Raw genomic sequence first — 24,315 nt, 5'->3', positions numbered from 1 at the left:
AATAATTGCCATTTGCAATGCACCTTTTGTGCTCCTCAAATAACCCTCTTTTTTGTTTAATAGTAGTTATGTCCATATTTACCTTGATACAAGCGGGATTGCTTGTTGGTGGTGGTATCTTTTGTGTGATGTTGTTGGCAGCATGGCGAAGAAATCACAAGCAGGAAGCTGATACACGTATTATCCCGATTGCGATTATCGGTGGCTTTGCGCACTTTTGTGACACTTTAGGTATTGGCAGTTTTGCCATTATGACCTCAGGTTATAAACAGTTTAAGCTTATTGATGATCAACAATTACCTGGAACACTGAATAGCCAATCAGTACTCCCCACTGTGTTTCAGTCATTTATTTTTATGACTGCTGTCGCTGTTGATTCAGTGACATTATTAAGCTTGGTGGCGGCAGCCTGCGTTGGTGCCACAATGGGGGCGCGGTTAGTTTCTAGTTGGGATCGGCAACATATTCGCATCGTAATGAGTGTTGCTTTGTTAATTGTGGCAGGCTTAATGCTTGCTGGTCAATTAAAGCTCTTTCCATTAGGTGGCAGTAGCCTGGGTTTAAGCGGCTGGAAATTGGCTATTGGAATTATTGGTAACTTTATTTTTGGCGCGTTAATGACGGTGGGTATTGGTTTGTATGCACCCTGTATGGTAATGATTTACCTTCTGGGGATGAATCCGTTGGCGGCCTTTCCGGTCATGATGTGTTCATGTGCATTTTTAAGCTTTTTCTCATCAGCTAGCTTTATTCGCCATAATCGTTTTAATAGTCGCGCAACGGTAACCGTTGCCGTTGTTGGACCGATAATGGTGATCATTGCTGCATATTTAGTGAAGTCATTAAATATGTATGTGTTATCGTGGCTAGTGTGTATCGTGGTGTTTTATACTTCGTTCACTATGTACCGCTCATGGCTTGCTGATAGAAAAGTGATGCCTACAGTGGTAAAAGCACAATAAGTATTACGCTAATAAATGATCAGTATGAGATTTTATAGCAATAAAAAAGGTACGCATGTCGTACCTTTTTTTATACTTATTATTTCGAGTTAGAAGCACTGAAATCGCGTGTTTCTAATTGATATCCATCGGGGTGATATACCAGCACTGAGCCATGATCATACCAATCACCAAGAACAATGCGTTGTGCAGGAATGCCATCAATATCAAGATCATGAATATCAGGTCGATGTGTGTGGCCATGAATCATTTGAGTGACATGTGCATCGCGCATTACCCGTACCACTTCTACTTGAGTAACATCCATAATCGATTGGCTTTTAGTTTGATTATTCTTACCACTGTTACTGCGGAATTTATCCCCGACTTTAACTCGGTATGATAATGGTAATCGGGCAAACAACCATTGGATAACAGGATTGTGAACTTTTTTACGGTAACGTTGGTAGGCTTGATCTTCAATACATAGCGTATCACCGTGTAAAATTAAGGTTGGTGTACCATATAGATCAACCACCGTATGCTGAGGCAATAAGGTTATTCCCGTTTGACGGCTAAATTGTTTACCAATTAAAAAGTCACGGTTGCCATGAATAAAGTAACACGGTGTACCAGCATCAGTCAGCATTTTGAAGGCATGCTTGACTTGCTGTAAGAAAGGGGAGTCTTCATCATCGCCTATCCACATTTCAAATAAATCCCCTAATACATACAAGGCATCGATATGGTGGGTTTCTTCGGCCATAAAGCGTAAGAAACAAGCGGTAATGTCAGGACGTTCAGCACTTAAGTGCAAATCTGAGATAAATAATGTGGTCATAAGAGATTAATAAAGGGCGGTAATTGACCGCCCTTTGCGAAGTATTAGTCTTCGATTGTTACGTTTTCGATGATAACGTCTTCAACAGGCACGTCGTCGTGGTAACCGTTACGGCCTGTTTTTACTGCTTTGATTTTGTTTACTACATCCATGCCTTCAACAACAGCAGCAAATACACAGTAGCCCCAGCCACTCATGTTTTCGCCAGTGAAGTCTAGGAAGTTGTTATCTTTTACGTTAATGAAGAACTGTGAGCTAGCAGAGTGTGGTGCGTTAGTACGCGCCATTGCTAATGTGCCTGTTTTGTTGCTTAGGCCATTGTTTGCTTCATTGTTGATTGTTGCGCGAGTTTCTTTCTCTTCCATACCAGGAAGCATGCCGCCGCCTTGAACCATGAAACCATCAATAACGCGGTGGAAAATAGTGCCATTATAGAAACCGTCACGGCAGTATTGTAGGAAGTTAGCACATGTTACCGGTGCTTTATCTTCAAAAAGATTAATTTTGATGTCACCGAAATTTGTGTGAAGAGTGATCATGATTTTTTCCTTTAATGGAGTATTTTCTTTAAGCGTGGATATTAACTTACCTTAGCCGTGTCAGACAAACATTACCCGCTTAATCTGCACTAATTGCTAAAATAGCATCCATCCTTGAATTTTCCTTGCGATCAAATGCTATAAAAGGTGTAATTACGACAAATTTGAAATTAATGAGTAATGCTGAGACATGTTAAAGATCTATAATTCGCTCACACGACAAAAAGAAGTATTTACACCCATCCATCCTGGCAAAGTCGGTATGTACGTTTGTGGCGTTACGATCTACGATTTATGTCATATCGGACATGGTCGTACATTTGTCTCTTTTGATGTTGTGTCGCGTTATTTGCGTTACTCAGGCTACGATCTTACTTTTGTTCGTAACATTACTGATATCGATGACAAAATCATTAAGCGTGCTGCTGAAAATGGTGAAAGCTGTGAATCATTAACAGAACGCCTAATTAGTGAAATGCATGCTGACTTTGATGCTTTAGGCATGAAACGTCCTGATGTTGAACCACGTGCGACGCAATTTATTGCTGAAATTATTGCGCTTTGTGAGCGTTTAATTGAACGTGGCTTTGCTTATGTTGCATCAAATGGCGATGTAATGTTTGAAGTGAGCAAGTATGACGATTATGGTCGTCTTTCTAAGCAAGATCTTGATCAACTTCAAGCGGGTGCGCGCGTTGATATCGATATGGCAAAACGCAGTCCGTTAGACTTTGTTTTGTGGAAAATGTCGAAGCCTGGTGAACCAACATGGGAATCACCATGGGGCCTTGGTCGCCCTGGTTGGCATATTGAATGTTCAGCGATGAACTCATCTATTCTTGGCGATCATTTTGATATTCATGGTGGTGGCTCAGATTTACAATTCCCTCACCACGAAAATGAAATTGCGCAATCATGCTGTGCTCACGATGGTCAATATGTGAATACATGGATGCACAGTGGCATGGTGATGGTTGATCGTGAAAAGATGTCTAAATCATTAGGTAATTTCTTCACTATTCGCGACGTATTAAATCATTATGATCCTGAAACTGTACGTTACTTCTTAATGTCTGGTCATTACCGTAGCCAGCTTAATTACAGTGAAGATAATCTTAAACAAGCGCGTTCAGCACTTGAGCGTTTATATACGTCACTACGTGGCTTAGATACATCAGTAGAAGCTGCTGGTGGTGAAGAGTTCGTTGCTCGTTTTAAAGAAGCGATGGATGATGATTTCAATACGCCTGAAGCATATTCTACATTGTTTGATATGGCGCGTGAGATCAACCGTCTTAAAACGGATGATATTGCAGCTGCATCTTTGTTAGGTGCGCGTATGCGAGAGTTGGCTGACATTTTAGGCTTATTATCTCAAGATCCTGAAACTTTTTTACAAGGTGGTGCAGGTGAAGAAGATGACGTGGCTGAAATTGAAGGGTTAATTCAACAGCGTTTAGATGCGCGTGCTGCGAAAGATTGGGCTGCTGCTGATGATGCGCGTGATAAGTTACTTGCGATGGGCATTATTTTAGAAGATGGTGCACAAGGTACAACTTGGCGTCGTAAATAATTAAATCTGTTGTTTATCAAACCGAGGTATTCTGCCTCGGTTTTTTTATATCTTTATTTTATGTTATCGGCGTAATGTCAGCTTGTTTATATGATTTTTACTGCTATTACTGCTATTACTGTTTGATTTTTATCACGTTATAGACGTGGTAGAAGCAAAGTATGAAATAAATAAGTCGATACGATGAATATTTAATAGCTTTATTCCACTTTGGAATTAAAGTCACCATTTGAGAATTAAAGTTATTATTTAAGCTGAAAAAAGCATTATATACGCATTCGATCGCAAAACTGTCATTTATTATCCGTATCATTTATTTCGAATGAGCATTTACATGTTCGATATGAACCAATGTGTGATTAAAGGAATAATAATGAAAAAAATGATTCTAGCAACAATGATTGGCTGCGCTGTATTGTCCACGCATGTTATTGCTCAACCTAATACTGATAAAGTCGTTATTGCCCACCGTGGTGCATCAGGTTATTTACCTGAACATACCTTACCAGCAAAGGCACTTGCTTATGCGATGAAGCCAGATTATATCGAACAAGATGTGGTAATGACGAAAGATGATAAGTTGGTGGTGTTACATGACCATTATCTGGATCGGGTGACCAATGTTGCTGCTGTTTTTCCCAATCGAGCCCGTAAAGATGGTCGTTTTTATGCGATTGATTTTACCTTGGCAGAGATTAAACAGTTAAGTGTGACAGAAGGCTTTGATATTAAGGAAGGTAAGCAAGTACAAGGTTTTTCTGAACGGTTCCCTATTTGGAAGTCTCATTTTACCGTTCCAACGTTCCAAGAAGAAATTGAAATGATTCAGGGGTTAAATAAAACCTTGGGTTATGACATTGGCTTGTATCCAGAAATTAAAGCGCCATGGTTTCATCGCCATGAAGGCAAAGACATCAGTAAAGCGGTATTAACAGTACTAAAGCAATATGGTTATATTGATAAAAACAGTAATGTTTATTTACAAACGTTTGATTTCAATGAGCTTAAACGTATTAATGATCAATTAATGCCAGCCATGGGCATGGATTTGAATTTAGTACAGTTGATGGCGGAAACAGATTGGAATGAGACCATGGAGTATGACAAAGCAGGTAAAGCACATCCTTATAATTATGATTGGATGTTTGAGCCAAATGGCATGAAAGTCTTGTCTCAATATGCTGATGGTATTGGCCCGTGGAAACCGATGATAGTGAAAGACAGTTCAACTTTAGGTCACATTGAACTCACCGATATGGTGAAAAATGCCCATGCGAACGGTATGGTTGTGCATCCTTATACTTTTAGAGCGGATAAAGATCGTATTCCAGCCTATGTTAAAGATTACGATGGCATGTTAGAGGTGTTTTATAATCAAGCGGGGGTTGATGGTGTTTTTACTGATTTTCCAGATAAAGCGGTTAACTTCTTACAACAGCACACTCAACAGCATTAATTTACACACGATGACTTAAACATCATTTTTGATGGTAAACAGCCCGTACTCAGTGTTAGTACGGGCTTTTTATTGGCGTTATAATGTTTCAGGTAATTTCGTACCACATTTATTACAATATTCAGCCTCCATTTCATGACCACTTGTCGCACAATTAGGGCAACGAATAAGGTCACGATGGGTCTTCATCTCTTGATTTAATTCTGCAGTAATAATACCCGTAGGCACCGCAAGAATGGAGTAACCCAACAACATGGTTAATGACGCTAATGCCTTACCCATGACGGTATGCGGCACAATATCGCCATAACCAACCGTAGTGATTGTGACAATTGCCCAATAAATACTTTTGGGAATACTGGTAAAGCCATTTTCAGGACCTTCAATAATGAACATTAACGAGCCAAACACTGTTACCAGAATTAAAACTGAGCTAAAAAAGACAAATATTTTACGCTGGGCGTGACGAAGTGAACGTAATAATATATTGGAATCACGAAGAAACCTTGCCAGTTTGAGAACGCGAAAAATACGTAACACACGAATAAGGCGAATGATGAGTAAGTAGTTCGACCCTGGAATTAAAAAGGCAATATAAGCGGGTAAAATCGCCATTAAGTCAATCACACCATAGAAGCTACGCATATAAGCAAGGGGACGCGGAGAGCAATATAAGCGCAAAATGTATTCAATAGTGAATAGAATCGTAAATGACCATTCAGCAATAACCAATAAATGGGAGTACTGCGATTCAATGCTTGCAACTGATGAGATAATTAAAATTATTTCAGAACTTACAATGGCAATAATTAAAGCAATATCAAACCATTGACCTAAGCGGGTAGAAGTGCCGAAAATAATTTGATAGAGACGCTGTCTTGGAGTGAGTGTTAGTTTTGTCATAATTTAATTGTATTTATTAACAGATAAGACGCCAACGTAATATTTTAATGTTTATGGTGTGTTATTAATTGGCTTGAATAGTATCTAGTATATCAAAACCCAGCAGTGACTTAAGTATTTATCAGAGGTAAAAAAGCCCCAGCGAATGAATAGGCTGAGGCTTAGATCGTTGATAGTAATAGTTAGCTTAATCCTGGCAACATCACGCGTAGTCCGTTGATTATAAACTCAATACCCAGAGCCGCTAGAATCAAACCCATAATACGTGTAATAACGTTAATGCCTGTTTGACCTAAAAAACGCACAATATAAGGGGCTGAGCGGAATAATAACCAACAACAAAATGCAAAGATGGCAATCGTGATTGCAATGCCCACGGTAGATGTCAAGCCTGGGTAGCGAGCGCCGTATACGATGGTTGAGCTAATAGCACCCGGTCCGGCCATTAATGGCATCGCTAACGGAACGACTCCCACTTGTTCCCGGCTGATGGACTCTGATTTCTCTTCTTTGTTCTGTTTAACTTCGCCGATTTTACCGCTCATCATTGAAAATGCGATGCTGAGTAGCAGTAAACCGCCTGCAACACGAAATGACTCAATAGAAATACTGAATAGATCCAGTAAATGTTGCCCAGCTATTAATGCGACAACTAAAATAATAACAACTGCAACATTGGTTGTTAATGCGGTTTTATTTCGCTCTTCTGGGCTCATTGCTCCAGTAAGTGACACAAAAACAGGCATGATACCTACAGGGTTGACAGTGGCAATAAGCCCAACGAAAAAGTGTAAAAATATTGCTATATCAAAAGCCTGCATAGTTATTACCTATTAAATTACCTTCATTTATTGTGGCGAGAATAATAAAAACAATATGTGTTTTTATTGTCATATTGGTAATAAAGATCAAACGATAGCTAAATTATGTGATCTTTATAACCATTATCTCTGCCCGTGTTCTATAAGGATGTATGGTTGAAAAATACCATTGCGGCCATATTTTAATCTAAGCGAACTATTTCATCTACCGATAAAAGCCAATTAATGCGACTTCAGACGTGGATAATTTTATGTCAGATAAATTATGTAAAGTGTGATTTTGTATATTAGGCTTAGTGAATCAATTATTCAGCAGGATTATATGCAACAAATATTGAGCAGTTAACGTAATAAATCGTGATTTCTGTCACATTTGGACGTGATAGGGGCTAGTAAATGTATTTTTATTACGTAATATTTCGTCTTGTGAAATAAATGGTTTTGATAGATATTAGTTAAATCAACCGTTAGGCTCATGAAATTGCATGTAAAAGTATGATAAAAACACTATATTTCATGTTTTAATGATTATTTCACCATTTTGATGGTGTGGTGATCTAAATCAATTTCTTTTACAGTGTGAAAAATTATAATCAGTTTTGAAAGCAATTTACTAAGTATGTGTATTGTTGAAAGTGTTAATGAATTTTAACGCTCTTATGTAAAAAGATTTCAGCATATTCTTACTAAATGATTTTTAATGAATTTTATAGTTTTTATTTTTGGAGAAAGAATATGCCTGTAACTAATTTAGCTGAACTTGATGCTTTAGTAGCACGTGTTAAAGCGGCTCAAAAAGAATTTGCAAGCTTTTCACAAGAACAAGTTGATACAATCTTTCGTGCTGCGTCTCTAGCTGCTTCAACTGCTCGTATCGAGCTTGCAAAAATGGCTGCAGAAGAGTCTGGCATGGGTATCATGGAAGACAAGGTTATTAAAAACCATTTTGCTTCTGAGTTCATTTACAATAAATACAAAGATGAATTGACGTGTGGCGTTATCGATCGTAACGATGAAGGCGGCACGATCACTATCGCAGAACCTGTAGGTATTGTTTGTGCAATCGTTCCAACGACAAACCCTACTTCAACAGCAATCTTTAAATCGCTAATCTGTCTTAAAACACGTAACGGTTGTATTTTCTCACCACACCCACGCGCTAAAAATGCAACTAACTACGCAGCGAAAGTTGTATTAGATGCAGCAATTAAAGCGGGCGCACCAAAAGATATCATTGGTTGGATTGACCAACCTTCTGTTGAATTATCAAATGCACTAATGAAGCATGATAATGTTAACATGATCCTTGCTACTGGTGGTCCAGGCATGGTTAAAGCAGCTTACTCTTCAGGTAAACCTGCAATCGGTGTTGGTGCAGGTAATACACCTGTAGTTATCGACGAAACTGCTGATATCAAACGTGCTGTTTCTTCTATCCTAATGTCTAAAACATTCGATAACGGTGTTATCTGTGCTTCTGAGCAAGCAGCAATCGTTGTTGAATCAATTTACGATGAAGTTAAAGCTCGTTTTGCTGAATACGGCGCGGTTGTTCTAAGTAAAGAAGATGCAGATAAAGTACGTAAAGTACTGCTTATCAATGGCGCACTTAACGCTAATATCGTTGGCCAACCAGCGTACAAAATCGCTGAGCTAGCAAATGTTAAAGTGCCTAAGGCAACTAAAATTCTTATTGGTGAAGGCTTAGAAGCTTCATGGGATGATGAATTTGCTCATGAAAAACTATCACCAACTCTAGGTCTATTTAAAGCGAAAGACTTTGAAGATGCTGTGCGTCAAGCAGGTATCATTTTAGACATAGGTGGTGTTGGTCATACATCAGTTCTTTACACTGACCAAGATAATAACGAAGAGCGTATTGCGTACTTCGGTGACAAAATGAAAACTGCTCGTATTCTTGTGAATACACCTGCATCTCAAGGTGGTATTGGTGACCTTTACAACTTTGAATTAGCGCCTTCACTAACTCTAGGTTGTGGTTCTTGGGGTGGTAATGCTATCTCTGAAAACGTAGGTCCTAAGCACCTTATCAACAAGAAAATTGTAGCTAAGCGAGCAGAAAATATGTTGTGGCATAAACTACCAAAATCTATCTACTTCCGTCGCGGCTGTTTACCAATCGCAATGACTGATCTTGAAGGTAAAAAACGTGCACTAATCGTAACTGACCGTTTCTTATTCAACAACGGTTACATCGATGACCTACGTTCAATCTTGAAAGAGAAAGGCATGGAAGTTGAAGTATTCCATGAAGTAGAAGCAGATCCAACATTAGCAGTAGTTAAAGCTGGTGCTGAAGCATGTGCAAGTTACCAACCTGATGTTATCTTAGCTGTTGGTGGTGGTTCACCGATGGATGCTGCGAAAATCATGTGGGTAATGTACGAGCATCCAGAAACTGATTTCGAAGACCTATCAATGCGCTTTATGGATATCCGTAAACGTATTTACAAGTTCCCTAAAATGGGTCAAAAAGCTGAATTAGTATGTATCACAACGACTTCTGGTACTGGTTCTGAAGTTACACCATTTGCTGTTGTAACTGATGAAAAGACGGGTCAAAAATACCCATTAGCAGATTACGAACTAACGCCAAACATGGCAGTTGTTGATGCTAACCTTGTAATGGATATGCCTAAGTCTTTATGTGCATTCGGTGGTTATGATGCAGTAACGCACGCATTAGAAGCTTACGTTTCTGTTCTTGCTAACGAATACTCAGATGGTCACGCTCTTCAAGCACTTAAGATGCTTAAAGAGTACTTACCAAGTTCTTACGTTAACGGTAAGAAAGATCCAATTGCACGTGAGAAAGTTCACAATGCAGCAACAATCGCTGGTATGGCTTTTGCGCAGTCTTTCCTAGGTGTGTGTCACTCAATGGCACATAAATTAGGTGCTGAATTCCATATTCCACACGGTCTTGCGAATGCGCTATTAATCTCGAATACTGTTCGTTTTAATGCGACTAACAACCCAACTAAACAAGCTGCGTTCTCTCAGTACGACCGTCCTAAAGCACGTGCTCGTTACGCTGAAGTTGCAGAGCATTTAGGCTTCCGTGAAGGTAATACTGAAACGAAAGTTAATGCGTTACTTGGTTGGTTAGAAGAGCTTAAACTTGCATTGGATATTCCATTGTCAATTCAAGCTGCTGGTGTTGATGAAGCTGCGTTTATGGCTAAAGTTGATGCAATTGCTGAAGATGCGTTCGATGACCAATGTACAGGTGCTAACCCACGTTACCCATTGATTAAAGAGCTTAAAGAAGTATTAATCGCTTCTTACTACGGTAAAGTATACGCTGACGGCGAAACGTTTGAAGATACAGCAGTAGCTAAGAAATCAGAGCCAGCACAAGTTGCTGCAAAAGGTAAAAAAGCAAAAGCTTAATATCCTTACTGACTAAAATATAAAAAAGCCCGTCTAGCAATAGACGGGCTTTTTGTTTTGGGGGGATTTACATCATCATTGATAAGTGCTTAAAATTCACCTCGCAACCTCGCAACCTCGCAACCTCGCAACCTCGCAACCTCGCAACCTCGCAACCTCGCAACCTCTAAACATAGAAAAGGCCAAGTATTCATACTCAGCCAGCTTGATTAGATGATTATTTTATTCTGTTTAGACGCCCATTTCTGATTCTATCATTCGCCCACTAAACGAATCATTACGCACAATGTATTCGACATTACGTGCAATTTCGTCTTGCATCGCAACATTGACAATACCCTGTTGTTCATTGGGTTTATCTTGTAGGTTAATTGGCACAATTCCACCAACGCGAATATTAAAATCTGCCAGTTCATTGGCCCAACTTTGCGTCAAGCCACTGATAACCGTTTTACTGGTGGTTGGTGTATGAGGATGATGGTTCTCATGGCTTAAGGCTAAATTAATAATCACACTTTGATGAGGTTGATTTTGCATAAATTCGGCGGCTATTTTACCAAATATAAAAAAACTGGCGGCGCTTTTTTGCATGGTGTTATTAAAATCACTAATAGAGGTCGGTGATAATAAATGCGGTATTTCTGCACCTGTCCAAGTATTCAATAAAATATTAATTGTTCCAAATCGCTTCCTGACCTGCTGAAAGAGGGTGCTAATGCTGGGTTCATCATAGTATTCTATGTAAAAAGCTGCGGATGACTCACTGATTTTTTGACAAGATTGTAAGGTTTTTTTTAGTTCAATTTCATTATTATCGACCAGTGCCAAGGTTGCCCCTAATGATGCGAAATGAAGTGCCACCGCTTTACCAATAGGATTACCAGCATCGGTGATGATAGCGACTGATTGTCCGATATGCATATATTCCTAGCCTTAATGTTTAAATCGTCTTATTTAAAGCCTTATTGGTATTAATATTATAGCAGTTATATCTAAGGCCATTACTATCATCAATACTAGTCAATAAGCTCGCAAACTAATAATAATAAAGAAGAAATTATGAGCAACATCACGATCAAATATGGTTATTATTTTTGCATCATAAATAGCATATTTTATCTTTGACTAACTGCAAATATTAGCTTAGGCAGCCCAGCTTATTTCACTCATACGTTTAGATTTGATCAATGCTAAATACAGATCTTGCGGTGTTGCTTGCAGTGGTTTTGGTTCAACTGGTGGCAGCTTACGACGTTCGTGAGTCGATAAGTTATGAAACAAATCTTCCGGTAAACCTTTTGTTTGTTGTGGCGGGTAGGACAGAGCTGTTGGCTGTAACTGTGCGAGTAAACGGGTGCTGGTTAAACTTGCTTGATGAAAAGCATGTGCTTGTTCAGCTGCGCGTTGATAGCAAGCTGCTGTTGCTGTGAGGGGCTGTGATGCTGGAATTTCAAAATAAGCTCGCAGTTGCTGTGATGATTGTGTTTCGATAGGGGTGGTATCAACAGGAATGTTCTCATGCAGATCAGAAGATAATAACGCTAACATTAACGCAAAATCAGCGCGATGCCCACCTTCAACCGCATGGTTAAGGTTTGTGCCGAGTTGAATTTCATTAATAAGCTGTACATTATCAAGTGATTGAGTTTGCATGTAATTAATAACAAGCCATGTTGAATAAGGTATTAAGGTTATCGACATAAAAAACAATAACTTTAATGATTTATTTTAGGCAATAAAAAGCCCTGAACATGTCAGGGCTAATAATATTATCGCATTGATAATTGTTTAGAAATCAGGTTTAGCACCAAACTGATATGCACAGTAAGCCACGCGTTCTTCCGGCGTTGGTGTGTGTGCCGTGACTCCCATAGCTTCAATATGACGCAGACGTGGTAATAAACCCGTACCATTCGCAATTTGAATAGCGAGGCCAGGGCGAGCATTTAGCTCTAGTACCATCGGACCTTTGTCTTTATCTAATACCATATCAGTACCAATGTAGCCTAAACCGGTCATTTCCCATGCACTGGCTGCAAGTACCAGTAGCTTGTTCCACTCTGGTACTTTAAGCTCACTTAATAAACGTTCAGTGTCGGGATGACGTTCAACGGGTAAGTTAAACTGGACTGCTCGAATCGCTTTGCCTGAGGCAATATCAATTCCCACTCCAACAGCGCCTTGGTGAAGGTTAGCTTTGCCATCAGATGCTGCTGTTGAACAACGCATCATTGCCATCACTGGGTAGCCTTTAAATACGATCACGCGTACATCAGGTACACCTTCATAGCTAAAACCATCAAACACATTATCAAATTGAATCAGGTTTTCGACCATCGCAACATCATTTTTACCACCAAGCGAGAATAGTCCGGCAAGGGTATTGGTAATGTGGCGTTCAACATCTTGTTGATTGATTTCGGCACCTGATGGTTTTACATAAATTCCATCTTTGTGCTTCACAATCACTAAGATACCTTTACCGCCTGAACCTTGAGCGGGTTTGATTACAAACCCAGGCCAGTCTTTAACCATCTGATGAATATGTTTAACAGCGGCTTGGCTATCGATAACACCAATCAAATCGGGAACGGTTGCTCCCGCTTGTTGAGCAATGAACTTGGTTTTTAGCTTGTCATCCACAAGGGGAAAACGGCTACGATCATTATAACGACCGATATAGCTATGGTTACGTTTGTTCATTCCCATGATGCCACGATCACGCAGTTTTTTTGGTGAAGTAAACTGTGAAAATAATGACATATATTAGTCCTCGGTCAGTGGCTTAAAGCGACGAAGCTCACTTAAGCGATAACCGGTGTAGTTACCTAAAATTAAGATAGCTGCAAGGATAATAAATTGAACGCCAATAAAGTTAAATGTTAAGTGACGTATGATTGGTGTTGTCATTGCAAGGTAAATTAACACGGATGTTAACAGCGAACCGCCACCTTGAATAAACACTTCTTTCGCCCCTTCTTCTTCCCATAGAATCGACATCCGCTCGATTGTCCATGACAAAATGATCATTGGGAAGAAGGTAATTGTTAGACCTTCAATCAAACCAATCTTAAACGCTACCACAGTGAATATTGAAATGATCAATATTACGGTAATTATCACCGCGGATATTCGAGCGACCAGAAGTAGGTTGAGTTTCGAGAGGTAACTTCGAATGATCAAACCTGTACCGACAATCAATAGGAAACCGACAATACCAGTTAATAGCTGAGTTTGCACAAAGGCAACCGCAATTAACACTGGCATGAATGTACCTGATGTTTTTAGCCCCACAATGATTCGCAAGAACACCACAATTAACGCGCCAATAGGCACTAACATGATGGTTTTAAACATTGCTTGTTCTTCAAGAGGCAAACTATGAATTGAGAAGTTTAAAAGATCTTCAACTTTAATTTTCTCTTGCGTTGCACGTTGTGGCGTAATGTCTTGAGCAATAATAGAGAAACTGATATTTGAGTTACGGCCACCAACAACGTCAAGTAATGCATTACCTTGTTGGTTCCAAATCATCACATTTTCAGGTTTGCCTTGCTCGCCAGTTGTGAGATTAAATAACTGCCAATTTTTCTGTTGCTTATCCCACACTTCAACCATCGGTGATACGCTTTGACGACGACGACCATCTTCAAGCGTTAATCCACTGACAATGCGAGAGTGAATACCTTCTAGTGACAATAGGCTTGTAACAACATCAGCTGGTGACATTGTATCAAGTAATACGGCAGCATTTTGATTCTGCTTATCATGTAACTCGCGAATTAATTCACGGGCTAATGTCACATCATCAGCAGATAAATTGCGCGCTTGAGTTAACAGTGCTGTTGCTGCTGTTTGTTGTGGATTACTTAAACTAACGTCAGCGGGTTCACCTTTGGGTGGCACTGGTTTATAGCGTGCGTGATCATCAACTAATAATTGTGTTTTGTAATACAACACTTGTTTACCAATTGCTGTACGTGTTGCCCAATCAGCTTCACGACCGTCTTTAGTATTGTGGATCACAACAGAATAATTAGGGGGTGATGAAGTGCTTTCATCAATAAGAGTAAATCCTTGTTGTGTTCCTGGTGCTGACATTTTTACTTGTACGGGATCGCCGATTGCATCAAATTGTACTCGTGCTTCTACTTCCCATACCGCGCGTTCTTTTCCAGGAGTCCATGGCACACCATAAACATCATGGCGATACACGCTTAATCCAATACCTGAAATTATCAGCAGGGATATCAGTATATAAAAGGGTATTCTAGACGTCATGACAGCCTCTTGATTTATTTGTTAACTTGGACTGGCTTTGGCTCAGTCTTTCCTTGTACAAATTGTTTACCTACATCAACCAATGCAATATCTTTAAAGAATTCACGCCCAAGTAGAACTGGGAAATCCATCTTTGTTCTATCAGCTAATGTAAACTGTGTTTTTTCGTGCAAGCTACCTAATGTAATCCATGCTTCGATCACTGGACGACGCACTGCTTCTTCAGACGTTGACTGACGAATACGTACCCAACGGAAAATAGGCGCTTCAATGGTTTCTGGTTTCGCTTTGTCATTCGCTGCAATTTCAGCGGGTGTGTCGATTGCAGAGTCATGGCTTAAATTAAAACGTACCCACTCTTTACCATCGCGTTCAAATGTTTGTACATCAACCGCATTAAGTGATGATGTTGTCGCACCTGTATCTACACGGGCTTTAAAATGGCTTTTAACAGAGTCAATCCAAACCCATTCTTCTTGTCCTAAAATCACTTTACCGTTAGCAGTCTTAGAATCAGTAACAGGCTGTTCAACTGGAACACGAATAATTTGTTTTTCAACAATGACTTTAGGCTGAGTTAGGCTCTTATGCTTAAGAAATTTTATATCTTTTGAGATAGATGCTAATTTTCTTTCAAGTTGGCCAATATATTGTTGTTGGTTTTCAACATGTGTAGAAACGTTATTGATTTTGCTATCAAGGTGGGTTTCGACATTATTGAGAGCGGCTAAAGTTTGTTGGTGGTTTTTCTCTAGCGTTGCGTTTGAGGTACATCCTGAAAGTATCGCTAGTGCAATTAATGATACGCTAAGACGAAGCATCATATCTCCTATGTGCGTCTGTTTTATATAATAACAACATTAGTTTACATCAAAAAAGGGATGCGCACAGCATCCCTTTTGTCAGTCGTTAGTCAGGATTCCTACCGACTAAGATTGCACGTCTTGGGGCTGGATATCCTTCGATAGTTTTTGAACTATCATCTTGATTTAAATATTCTGGTAAGGAATTATTAGTCATCCAATTGGTTGATCTTTGTTCGTCTGTAGTAGTGATATTCTCATCAACAATACGAACATCAACGAAGCCACATTTTTCCATCCACACTTTTAATGCCTTGGCAGAGGGGAAAAAGTAGACATTATGCATTTGTGCATAACGGTGTGTCGGTACAAGGACAGTATTTTCATCGCCATCAATGACCAGAGTCTCTAAAATAACTTCACCACCGGCACGTAATTGATTTTTCAATTGGAGGATATGATCAAGAGGCGAACGACGGTGATATAACACTCCCATGCTAAACACGGTATCAAACGCTTTTAGCTCAGGTAATTGCTCAATACCTAATGGTAATAAATACGCGCGCTCATCTTGACCCATTAAGCGTTTAATGGCTTCAAATTGGATCAAAAATAAGCTTGAAGGATCAATACCAACAGTTAATTTTGCCCCTTCACCTAGCATGCGCCACATGTGATAACCATTACCACAACCAACATCTAATACACTGCGGCCTTTTAGTGGTGTGATATGTGGTAGTACACGATCCCATTTCCAGTCAGAACGCCATTCAGTATCAATGTGGATATCATGAACAGTGAAAGGGCCTTTACGCCACGGGTGAAGTAAACGTAATAGACTTTCTAAACGTTTTTTCTCACCGTCAGCAATTGGGGTCTCATTGTGTAGGCTAACGTCATTTTTAAGATCAATAACATCAGGCTTATCAGTAGGGAATTTTTGCAGTGCACGTGCCCAACGAGCCATATCACCATGTTCTTGTTGTTCCCAATCACTTAATTGTTGCGGCAGAGTATTTAACCATGGACGCAAGGTCTCATGTTGAGCAAGAAGTTGATAAAAAGCAGAAAAACTAAACATATTGGAACTATAAACCTTATTTAATCGCAAACATTGAGCCAAAATTGAAGCATTGGAACCATACTTCAGAGCTAGAAAAACCGATATTATTAAAACGTTGTTTGTGCGTTTCAATACTATCTGGACGCATTACATTTTCAATAGCACTACGTTTTTGGCTAATTTCTAATTCGCTATAACCATTGGCTCGTTTAAAGTCGTGATGAAGATCGATCAGCAACTCATTGGCGCGTTCATCATCAAATATATATTTTTCCGATAAGATCAATATACCGCCAGGGCGTAGACCAGCATAGATTTTCTCTAATAATGCGAGACGATCTTCGGGAGATAGAAATTGGAGAGTAAAGTTAAGCACGACAACGGAAGCATCTTGAATATCAACGTGACGAATATCTGCTTCAATAACTTGTACGGGGGTTTCAGAACGGTAGGCATTCACTAATAAACGGCAACGCTCAACCATTGCAGCTGAATTATCAATCGCGATAATTTCACAGCCTTCCTGATCAATATGACGACGCATCGATAAAGTGGCAGCACCAAGTGAACAACCAAGATCGTATACTTTCGAATGCGGCTTAGCAAAACGTTCAGCAAGCATGCCAATAGCAGAAATGATATTACTATAGCCGGGTACTGAACGTTGAATCATGTCTGGGAAAACTTCAGCGACACGTTCATCAAACGTAAAGTCACCCAGTTTTGCAATTGGCGTAGAAAAAATATTATCGTGGCTTGCCATTCTCACGAACCTCATCATATATAAAGAACAGGTATCCTACAGGGACTACGATAGTGGCTGGTTTAAAGCGCTCTATCAGGTGATCCATCACCTTTGAAAGGTCGCGTATTGTAGATAAAATAGCATCATTTGTCTTTAACAATTGTTGAATGAGTGGCGGTTAGTGGTGTTAATGATTTATTTGATGGATGTAATTTTAAGTGCGAATCTGGAGAGGTATTCTTTTATAAATTGCGATCAATTGATTGTAGGTCTTTATAAAAAACAATGTTAATGGTTCGTGAATGACCGATTGTTATTGATAAATTTATTCTTTAGAATTCAGCGGTCTTTATTACTTTAATGGATCTAAAATGAAACGATATTGGGTGTTTAGCTTATTAGCCTTATTTTCATATGCGTCATCAGCAGCTAATTTGGAACAGTATTTACGTGATACTGAACAGCAGATTCAGGGGCAAATTGGTGTTGCTGTGATAGATACTCAGAATAACACGCAATGGAATTTTAATGGTTCTGAGCGTTTCCCAATGATGAGTGTATTTAAAACATTAGCTTGCGCGAATGTGTTATATGACGTGCAACAAAATACATTAAGTTTGACTCAGAAGATTGATGTTACAAAAGCGGGATTAATTAATTGGAATCCGATTACGCAAAATTTTGTTGGTGGCCAAATGTCACTGCAAAGTGTGTGTGGTGCTGCAATGTTAATGAGTGATAATTATGCGGCGAATTTAGCGTTAGAGCTGATTGGTGGCCCTCAAGGTTTAACGACTTTTTTACGTACGATTGGTGATAATAATACGCGACTTGATCACTTTGAGCCGAAGCTAAATTATGTTGAGAAAGGGGCTGAAAATGATACGACAACGCCTATCGCAATGATGAATACCGTCAAAAAATTATTAATTGGCAATGTGCTTAATGCTGAAAATAAAGCGCAATTACAATTATGGATGACAAATAATATGGTCTCTGATGGGTTAGCGCGTGCTGTGCTTCCCCAAGGATGGAATATTGCAGATCGTAGTGGCGGTGGTGTCAATGGATCTCGCACGTTAACCGCAATGGTATGGAATAAAGATCATCAACCTGTGTTTATTGGTATTTTTATTGCCAATTCAAAACTTAAAACACTGCCTGAGCTTAACAAAGTAATGGTAGCTATCAGTGAAAAGATTTTTCATCAATATCATATCGTTGCTCAAAAATAATCATCACAGTTAGCTAATAGCTATAGCAGTGTAATTTGTTGCTGTGACTGTTGATGGATTGGTATACCTAAATCGGGTAAGCAGACCGTCGAGCATAATTGGTTTTGTAAGCGTTGATATAAGCGTAGTGCTGATTCTGGTGCCGCATTATTATCGGGTGAATGGATAAATAAATACGGTTGTTTTCCTTCGGCTATCCATAACGGTAGTCGTTGGAGTCAATTTTTAAAGAAAGGGTCATTGTTGCTATCATTGGGATGACCAATAAAACGGATAACAGGGTTGTTTGCAGTGGCGATAGCATGAACCGGTACATGGGGCTTTTTTCGTTGCGCATCTATAATTACCTCAGAGGTGGGTGTTGCAGAAAAAAGCGGCCGACTATCCATAATAATACGATTGCTACGGTGTTCAATTAACAAGCGGTTCAACGCTTGTTCGGCTGAGCCTTTGGCAAAAAAATCTGGGTGTCGAACTTCAACCCCTGTTGTTAGGTGGCTTGGGAATTTGGCTAAAAATTGTGCTAAAATAGGCAGGGAATCAGGTCCAAATTGAGCTGGAAGTTGAATTTTCCAAATAGCCGTTTTAGGTGCTAAGACATACATCGTTTTTAAAAAATCAGCGACGGCTTGATCACAATGGCGTAATTGTTGTTGATGAGTAATGGTTTGCGGTAGTTTAAACGTAAATCGAAAATCATGCGGCGTTGCATCATGCCATTTTTGTACTGTTGCCATACTCGGTATAGCATAAAATGTGGTATTGCCTTCTACTGTTGAAAATACATCAGCATAACGAGCTAAGCGCTCACCACTTTTGCAGCCTTTACCATATAAACTATGAATCCAGTGATTATGCGACCATTGTGCTAGGCCTATTCGAAGTGGTTGTACTTTAGCTGCGGTTAATGTCATCTGAAGTCCACGCCATTGATATAAGACTTTAGGATTTTAGCGTAACTCATCCTAAAAAGCCTAAATAACCATGACTGAAAAAGAATTAATTACGATTCCATTTTTGATTGGCGGTAGATCATGCGAATAAACGTGCTGTTCACTTCGCAAACTGAGGCTGTTTGGGTATAATAGCTTGTTATTTTTGCCTCTTGGCCTGCTTGCTATCCAATTTTATGCGTAAATTAGACAGCAAGCGGTCGGGATTGAACCAGTTGTACTTGGGCTAGCAGTGAGCTGTGACTCGAGTACGAACATGCTAATACAGATAGATTGGGAATTTCTTATGCGCACCCATTATTGTGGACACCTAAATAAGTCCCTTGCAGGACAAACAGTAGATTTATGCGGTTGGGTTAACCGTCGCCGTGATTTGGGCGGTCTTATCTTTATTGATATGCGCGATCGCGAAGGTGTGGTTCAGGTTGTTATTGATCCTGATATGACAGAGATCTTCGGACTAGCAAACCAATTACGTAACGAGTTTTGTATTCGTCTAACGGGTGAAGTGCGTGAGCGTCCTGAAAGCCAATGTAATAAAGACATGGCTACAGGTGAAGTTGAAATTTATGCAACTGGCCTTGAGATCATCAACCGTTCAGAAGCGTTACCTCTTGACTTCAACCAAAAGAACTCAGAAGAACAACGTCTAAAATACCGTTATTTAGATCTTCGTCGTCCAGAAATGAGCGACCGCATCAAGCTACGAGCTAAAGCATCAAGCTTTGTTCGTCGTTTCCTTGATGATAATGCTTTCTTAGATATTGAAACTCCAGTACTAACTAAAGCAACACCAGAAGGTGCGCGTGATTACTTAGTACCAAGTCGTGTACATAAAGGTAAATTCTACGCATTACCACAATCACCACAGCTATTTAAGCAATTGTTGATGATGTCTGGTTTTGATCGTTACTACCAAATCGTTAAATGTTTCCGTGATGAAGATTTACGTGCTGATCGTCAGCCTGAATTTACTCAAATCGATATCGAAACATCGTTCATGTCAGCGGATCAAGTACGTGCGACAACTGAAAAAATGATCACAGAAATGTGGAAAGAGCTACTAAATGTAGATCTTGGCGCATTCCCTGTTATGTCATTTGAAGAAGCCGCTCGTCGTTTTGGCTCTGATAAGCCAGATCTACGTAACCCTCTAGAGTTAGTCGATGTTGCGGATATTGTTAAAGATGTTGAGTTCCAAGTATTCTCAGCACCAGCAAATGATCCTAAAGGTCGCGTTGCTGTTATCCGTGTTCCGGGTGGCGCATCTCTAAGCCGTAAGCAAATTGATGAATACACTAAGTTTGTAGGTATTTACGGTGCTAAGGGCTTAGCATGGATGAAGGTTAACGATCGTGCTGCAGGTATTGAGGGTGTTCAATCTCCAGTAGCTAAGTTCCTAAACGCAGAAATTGTTGAGAACTTACTTGAGCGTACTCAAGCAGAATCTGGCGATATTATTCTATTTGGTGCTGATAGCAAGCGTGTTGTTACAGAAGCGATGGGTGCACTTCGTCTTAAACTGGGTGAAGATCTAGCGCTAACTGATAAGTCTGCATGGAAACCACTTTGGGTTGTTGATTTCCCAATGTTTGAAGAAAATGAAGATGGTTCATTGTCTGCAATGCACCACCCATTTACTTCTCCATTAAACCTAACACCAGAAGAATTAGCGGCTAACCCTGCTGATGCATTATCTAATGCATACGATATGGTTATTAATGGTTACGAAGTTGGTGGCGGTTCAGTTCGTATTCACAACTCAGCAATGCAATCGACAGTGTTTGATATTCTAGGTATCTCAACTGAAGAGCAACGTTTGAAGTTTGGTTTCTTACTTGATGCACTACAGTTTGGTACACCACCACACGCAGGTCTTGCATTTGGTCTTGACCGTTTGGTAATGCTACTTTGTGGTACTGATAACATTCGTGATGTTATTGCATTCCCTAAAACAACGGCTGCGGCATGTCTATTAACAGACGCGCCAAGCCTAGCAAATCCAGCGTCATTGGAAGAACTTTCAATTGCGGTTAATATTGCAAAAAAGAAAATTGATCAAGAATAAGTAAGTTAAATTACTTAATTTGATTTACTTAACTATTATTAATCTCATTAACGATAGTTAATAACAGGCCGACCCTTAGCAATAAGTGGTCGGCTTATTTTTATGTTTATACCAATGTTTATACAGAGTTATTTATATGAGTGCTGAGTCATTGTTTATATATCAGCTGCTGAGATAACTAACTGCAATAAACTATTGGTGTATTAAGCAAATGGTAATATTGGATTCATGTCTATCATTTTAGGTATTGACCCGGGTTCGCGTATTACGGGATACGGGGTTATTCGACAAGTTGGTCGTAAGCTAGAATATTTAGGTAGCGGCTGTATTCGTACATCATGCCCTGATATTCCTGGCCGATTAAAACAGATTTACGCAGGGGTTTCTGAGGTTATTACTCAATTTCAACCCGACTGTTTTGCGATTGAACAAGTGTTTATGGGTAAGAATGCCAGCTCTGCCATTAAGCTTGGACAAGCCCGTGGCAGTGCGATTGTGGCGGCGGTGAATGCTGATCTTCCTGTAAGTGAATATGCTGCGCGATTAATAAAACAAGCTGTCGTAGGTAATGGTGGCGCAGATAAAGTTCAGGTACAACACATGGTGTGTTCGGTACTTAAACTTGATGGGACACCGCAAGCCGATGCCGCCGATGCTTTAGCTATTGCTATATGTCATGCGCATACTCATAAAACGCTAATCGCGATGGCCGGTAAAGCAACCAGCGCTCGCCGTGGTCGATACCGTTAATTTATTCACATTGCAATGAATATTGTGGTTAGGTAATTGTGGTCATAAAAAGCAGCTGTGGCTGCTTTTTTATTGGGTTGGTTATTTTTATAGTAATAAGATGGCGTGTTGTTTGATGATGACATGCATAAAGGGCTGGATATTGATCCAGTAGTTTATTATTCTAGTGCCAGTTTACTTCCTATTATAGAGATGATGTTGTGATTGGCCGACTACGCGGAATTGTGATTGAAAAACAGCCCCCAGAAGTATTACTTGAAGTGAGCGGTATTGGTTATGAAGTTTCCATGCCAATGAGCTGTTTCTATGAGTTACCTGAGTTAGGCCAAGAAGCGATTATTTTTACTCACTTTGTCGTGCGTGAAGATGCCCAATTATTGTATGGCTTTAATAAAAAAAGTGAGCGCGAATTATTCCGCGAGGTTATTAAAGCCAATGGTGTTGGCCCTAAATTAGGCTTAGCGATTTTATCAGCCATGACCGCCAGCCAATTTGTGCGCAGTGTTGAATTAGAAGATGTATCGACATTGGTTAAAATTCCAGGTGTGGGTAAGAAAACTGCTGAACGATTAGTGGTTGAGATGAAAGATCGTCTCAAAGGATGGGGCGAAGGGGATCTCTTTACGCCAGCTCTTGATACTGCCGCATCCAATGCTGCAATTCAGAACCCATCAAATCAAGCTCGCGCTGAAGATGAAGCTGTTAGTGCATTGATTGCTTTAGGATATAAACCACAAGTTGCAGCGAAAGTTGTGGCTCAAGTTGCACAACCTGAAATGACCAGTGAAGCGATGATTCGTGATGCATTACGTTCAATGGTGTGATCACACATTCTGTAATAGGTATTTATTATGATTGAAGCCGATAGACTGGTTTCGAGTAATTTCGAGACACCGCGCGAAGACGACATTATTGATCGTGCTATTCGTCCTAAGTTACTGAATGATTATCAAGGTCAGGATCATGTCCGTGATCAAATGGAAATCTTTATTCAAGCCGCAAGATTGCGAAATGAAGCGCTTGACCACTTATTGATTTTTGGTCCTCCAGGTTTAGGTAAAACGACCTTAGCGAATATTGTTGCTAATGAGATGGGAGTGAGTATTCGTACCACATCTGGACCTGTGCTTGAAAAAGCCGGTGATTTAGCCGCGCTATTAACCAACCTTGAAGAAAATGATGTGCTATTTATTGATGAAATCCATCGTTTAAGCCCACAGGTTGAAGAAATACTTTATCCAGCAATGGAAGATTACCAATTAGATATCATGATTGGCGAAGGCCCTGCAGCGCGGTCGATTAAAATTGATTTACCACCTTTTACTTTAATCGGTGCAACAACGCGGGCGGGATCGCTAACATCACCATTACGGGATCGTTTCGGTATAACTCAGCGATTAGAATATTACAAAGTTGAAGATCTAAAAGATATCGTCTCACGAAGTGCGAGTTACCTTGGTTTATCACTTGATGATGGCGGCGCGATGGAAATGGCAATGCGTGCTCGTGGTACTCCGCGTATTGCTAACCGTTTATTACGTCGTGTGCGTGATTACGCAGAAGTCAAAAGTGATGGTCATATTTGCCCTGATATAGCCAATAAAGCCCTTGATATGCTTGATGTTGATAGTAGTGGCTTTGACTATATGGATCGCAAATTATTGATGGCAATTATTGAGAAATTTATGGGGGGACCCGTTGGACTTGATAACTTAGCCGCTGCAATTGGTGAAGAAAAAGACACTATTGAAGATGTGCTTGAACCTTATTTAATCCAGCAAGGTTTTTTACAGCGCACTCCTCGTGGACGTATTGCAACTCAGCGTGCTTATTTACATTTTGGGCTTGATATACCCAAGACAAAATAAGAAGAAAGATAATGAATGTATAAAAAACGAGACTATTAATGTCTCGTTTTTTTATATCTCG

At 39.8% G+C, this 24,315-nt stretch carries 20 protein-coding genes and 1 pseudogene; 9 read left to right on the top strand and 12 right to left on the bottom strand.

What is annotated here, in order from left to right:
• Positions 1 to 68: 68 nt before the first annotated feature.
• Positions 69 to 962 (top strand): sulfite exporter TauE/SafE family protein, encoded by an 894-nt coding sequence (locus tag ACJZU6_RS11420; RefSeq protein ID WP_408900295.1) that lies wholly within the window; start codon positions 69 to 71, stop codon positions 960 to 962.
• A gap of 79 nt (positions 963 to 1,041) precedes the next feature.
• On the opposite strand, the gene lpxH is transcribed toward ACJZU6_RS11420, so the two are convergent.
• Positions 1,042 to 1,782, bottom strand: a complete 741-nt coding sequence (gene lpxH / locus ACJZU6_RS11415; RefSeq protein ID WP_408900294.1) for a UDP-2,3-diacylglucosamine diphosphatase — start codon at positions 1,780 to 1,782, stop codon at positions 1,042 to 1,044.
• A gap of 44 nt (positions 1,783 to 1,826) precedes the next feature.
• Positions 1,827 to 2,321 carry a peptidylprolyl isomerase gene (locus ACJZU6_RS11410; RefSeq protein WP_036795443.1) on the bottom strand — a complete coding sequence of 165 codons (495 nt, stop codon included), beginning with the start codon at positions 2,319 to 2,321 and terminating at the stop codon, positions 1,827 to 1,829.
• Between the two features lie 190 nt (positions 2,322 to 2,511).
• Between ACJZU6_RS11410 and cysS the strand changes: the two genes are divergently transcribed.
• Entirely contained in the window at positions 2,512 to 3,894 is a 1,383-nt protein-coding gene (gene cysS / locus ACJZU6_RS11405; protein WP_408900293.1) for a cysteine--tRNA ligase, read from the top strand.
• Positions 3,895 to 4,267: 373 nt separating this feature from the next.
• Entirely contained in the window at positions 4,268 to 5,350 is a 1,083-nt protein-coding gene (gene glpQ, locus ACJZU6_RS11400) for a glycerophosphodiester phosphodiesterase (protein WP_408900292.1), read from the top strand.
• 78 nt (positions 5,351 to 5,428) lie between these two features.
• Here glpQ and ACJZU6_RS11395 read toward each other — a convergent pair whose 3' ends face one another.
• On the bottom strand, positions 5,429 to 6,253 hold the full coding sequence (locus ACJZU6_RS11395; RefSeq protein WP_080156810.1) for an ion transporter: 825 nt from the start codon (positions 6,251 to 6,253) through the stop codon (positions 5,429 to 5,431).
• A 182-nt stretch (positions 6,254 to 6,435) separates the two neighbouring features.
• Complete coding sequence (locus ACJZU6_RS11390) at positions 6,436 to 7,074, bottom strand: YchE family NAAT transporter (protein WP_080156809.1); 639 nt, start codon at positions 7,072 to 7,074, stop codon at positions 6,436 to 6,438.
• Positions 7,075 to 7,809: 735 nt separating this feature from the next.
• On the opposite strand from ACJZU6_RS11390, the gene adhE reads away from it, so the two are divergent.
• Entirely contained in the window at positions 7,810 to 10,488 is a 2,679-nt protein-coding gene (gene adhE, locus ACJZU6_RS11385; protein WP_327770566.1) for a bifunctional acetaldehyde-CoA/alcohol dehydrogenase, read from the top strand.
• A 231-nt stretch (positions 10,489 to 10,719) separates the two neighbouring features.
• On the opposite strand, the gene ACJZU6_RS11380 is transcribed toward adhE, so the two are convergent.
• The 7 genes from ACJZU6_RS11380 to cmoA form a co-directional block, all read right to left on the bottom strand.
• A complete protein-coding gene (locus tag ACJZU6_RS11380) occupies positions 10,720 to 11,409 on the bottom strand; it encodes an SDR family oxidoreductase (RefSeq protein WP_408900291.1) in 690 nt (229 codons plus the stop codon).
• A gap of 222 nt (positions 11,410 to 11,631) precedes the next feature.
• A complete protein-coding gene (locus tag ACJZU6_RS11375; RefSeq protein WP_408900290.1) occupies positions 11,632 to 12,189 on the bottom strand; it encodes a VC2046/SO_2500 family protein in 558 nt (185 codons plus the stop codon).
• Between the two features lie 87 nt (positions 12,190 to 12,276).
• Positions 12,277 to 13,251 carry an alpha-L-glutamate ligase-like protein gene (locus ACJZU6_RS11370; RefSeq protein WP_408900289.1) on the bottom strand — a complete coding sequence of 325 codons (975 nt, stop codon included), beginning with the start codon at positions 13,249 to 13,251 and terminating at the stop codon, positions 12,277 to 12,279.
• A gap of 3 nt (positions 13,252 to 13,254) precedes the next feature.
• On the bottom strand, positions 13,255 to 14,769 hold the full coding sequence (locus ACJZU6_RS11365) for an inactive transglutaminase family protein (protein ID WP_408900288.1): 1,515 nt from the start codon (positions 14,767 to 14,769) through the stop codon (positions 13,255 to 13,257).
• 14 nt (positions 14,770 to 14,783) lie between these two features.
• Positions 14,784 to 15,590, bottom strand: coding sequence for an ATP-dependent zinc protease (locus ACJZU6_RS11360; RefSeq protein WP_080156804.1), 807 nt, complete (start codon positions 15,588 to 15,590; stop codon positions 14,784 to 14,786).
• 88 nt (positions 15,591 to 15,678) lie between these two features.
• Positions 15,679 to 16,653: a tRNA 5-methoxyuridine(34)/uridine 5-oxyacetic acid(34) synthase CmoB gene (gene cmoB, locus ACJZU6_RS11355; RefSeq protein ID WP_408900287.1), complete on the bottom strand. Its 975-nt coding sequence runs from the start codon at positions 16,651 to 16,653 to the stop codon at positions 15,679 to 15,681.
• 16 nt (positions 16,654 to 16,669) lie between these two features.
• The gene (gene cmoA / locus ACJZU6_RS11350; RefSeq protein ID WP_080156802.1) at positions 16,670 to 17,398 is read right to left on the bottom strand and encodes a carboxy-S-adenosyl-L-methionine synthase CmoA; all 729 of its coding nucleotides are present in this window, start codon (positions 17,396 to 17,398) and stop codon (positions 16,670 to 16,672) included.
• 353 nt (positions 17,399 to 17,751) lie between these two features.
• On the opposite strand from cmoA, the gene bla reads away from it, so the two are divergent.
• Positions 17,752 to 18,615 carry a class A beta-lactamase gene (bla, locus tag ACJZU6_RS11345; protein ID WP_408900286.1) on the top strand — a complete coding sequence of 288 codons (864 nt, stop codon included), beginning with the start codon at positions 17,752 to 17,754 and terminating at the stop codon, positions 18,613 to 18,615.
• A 20-nt stretch (positions 18,616 to 18,635) separates the two neighbouring features.
• On the opposite strand, the pseudogene ACJZU6_RS11340 reads toward bla, so the two are convergent.
• Positions 18,636 to 19,529 (bottom strand): annotated as a pseudogene (locus ACJZU6_RS11340) (DUF72 domain-containing protein).
• A 325-nt stretch (positions 19,530 to 19,854) separates the two neighbouring features.
• Here ACJZU6_RS11340 and aspS point away from each other — a divergent pair.
• The 4 genes from aspS (at position 19,855) to ruvB (ending at position 24,254) form a co-directional block, all read left to right on the top strand.
• Complete coding sequence (gene aspS / locus ACJZU6_RS11335) at positions 19,855 to 21,636, top strand: aspartate--tRNA ligase (RefSeq protein WP_080156799.1); 1,782 nt, start codon at positions 19,855 to 19,857, stop codon at positions 21,634 to 21,636.
• A gap of 228 nt (positions 21,637 to 21,864) precedes the next feature.
• The gene (gene ruvC, locus ACJZU6_RS11330; RefSeq protein WP_327770574.1) at positions 21,865 to 22,386 is read left to right on the top strand and encodes a crossover junction endodeoxyribonuclease RuvC; all 522 of its coding nucleotides are present in this window, start codon (positions 21,865 to 21,867) and stop codon (positions 22,384 to 22,386) included.
• A 200-nt stretch (positions 22,387 to 22,586) separates the two neighbouring features.
• Positions 22,587 to 23,210: a Holliday junction branch migration protein RuvA gene (gene ruvA, locus ACJZU6_RS11325; protein WP_080156797.1), complete on the top strand. Its 624-nt coding sequence runs from the start codon at positions 22,587 to 22,589 to the stop codon at positions 23,208 to 23,210.
• Positions 23,211 to 23,237: 27 nt separating this feature from the next.
• On the top strand, positions 23,238 to 24,254 hold the full coding sequence (ruvB, locus tag ACJZU6_RS11320; RefSeq protein WP_107275376.1) for a Holliday junction branch migration DNA helicase RuvB: 1,017 nt from the start codon (positions 23,238 to 23,240) through the stop codon (positions 24,252 to 24,254).
• The last annotated feature ends 61 nt before the right edge of the window (positions 24,255 to 24,315 follow it).

Origin of the sequence: Photobacterium piscicola (genome assembly GCF_046058925.1) — a bacterium.
Classification (GTDB): domain Bacteria; phylum Pseudomonadota; class Gammaproteobacteria; order Enterobacterales; family Vibrionaceae; genus Photobacterium; species Photobacterium piscicola.
Note: the sequence above shows the minus strand (reverse complement) of the source record. Positions and strands in the feature narration are given on the sequence as shown.

Coding starts and splice junctions, on each gene's coding strand:
- cmoB (WP_408900287.1), bottom strand. CDS start 16,653: ATGTTTAGTTTTTCTGCTTTTTATCAACTTCTTGCTCAACATGAGACC.
- ACJZU6_RS11380 (WP_408900291.1), bottom strand. CDS start 11,409: ATGCATATCGGACAATCAGTCGCTATCATCACCGATGCTGGTAATCCT.
- ruvB (WP_107275376.1), top strand. CDS start 23,238: ATGATTGAAGCCGATAGACTGGTTTCGAGTAATTTCGAGACACCGCGC.
- ACJZU6_RS11420 (WP_408900295.1), top strand. CDS start 69: ATGTCCATATTTACCTTGATACAAGCGGGATTGCTTGTTGGTGGTGGT.
- bla (WP_408900286.1), top strand. CDS start 17,752: ATGAAACGATATTGGGTGTTTAGCTTATTAGCCTTATTTTCATATGCG.
- ACJZU6_RS11370 (WP_408900289.1), bottom strand. CDS start 13,251: ATGTCATTATTTTCACAGTTTACTTCACCAAAAAAACTGCGTGATCGT.
- ACJZU6_RS11410 (WP_036795443.1), bottom strand. CDS start 2,321: ATGATCACTCTTCACACAAATTTCGGTGACATCAAAATTAATCTTTTT.
- cmoA (WP_080156802.1), bottom strand. CDS start 17,398: ATGGCAAGCCACGATAATATTTTTTCTACGCCAATTGCAAAACTGGGT.
- lpxH (WP_408900294.1), bottom strand. CDS start 1,782: ATGACCACATTATTTATCTCAGATTTGCACTTAAGTGCTGAACGTCCT.
- ruvC (WP_327770574.1), top strand. CDS start 21,865: ATGTCTATCATTTTAGGTATTGACCCGGGTTCGCGTATTACGGGATAC.
- ACJZU6_RS11365 (WP_408900288.1), bottom strand. CDS start 14,769: ATGACGTCTAGAATACCCTTTTATATACTGATATCCCTGCTGATAATT.
- ACJZU6_RS11360 (WP_080156804.1), bottom strand. CDS start 15,590: ATGCTTCGTCTTAGCGTATCATTAATTGCACTAGCGATACTTTCAGGA.
- glpQ (WP_408900292.1), top strand. CDS start 4,268: ATGAAAAAAATGATTCTAGCAACAATGATTGGCTGCGCTGTATTGTCC.
- ACJZU6_RS11375 (WP_408900290.1), bottom strand. CDS start 12,189: ATGTCGATAACCTTAATACCTTATTCAACATGGCTTGTTATTAATTAC.
- aspS (WP_080156799.1), top strand. CDS start 19,855: ATGCGCACCCATTATTGTGGACACCTAAATAAGTCCCTTGCAGGACAA.
- ACJZU6_RS11395 (WP_080156810.1), bottom strand. CDS start 6,253: ATGACAAAACTAACACTCACTCCAAGACAGCGTCTCTATCAAATTATT.
- cysS (WP_408900293.1), top strand. CDS start 2,512: ATGTTAAAGATCTATAATTCGCTCACACGACAAAAAGAAGTATTTACA.
- ACJZU6_RS11390 (WP_080156809.1), bottom strand. CDS start 7,074: ATGCAGGCTTTTGATATAGCAATATTTTTACACTTTTTCGTTGGGCTT.
- adhE (WP_327770566.1), top strand. CDS start 7,810: ATGCCTGTAACTAATTTAGCTGAACTTGATGCTTTAGTAGCACGTGTT.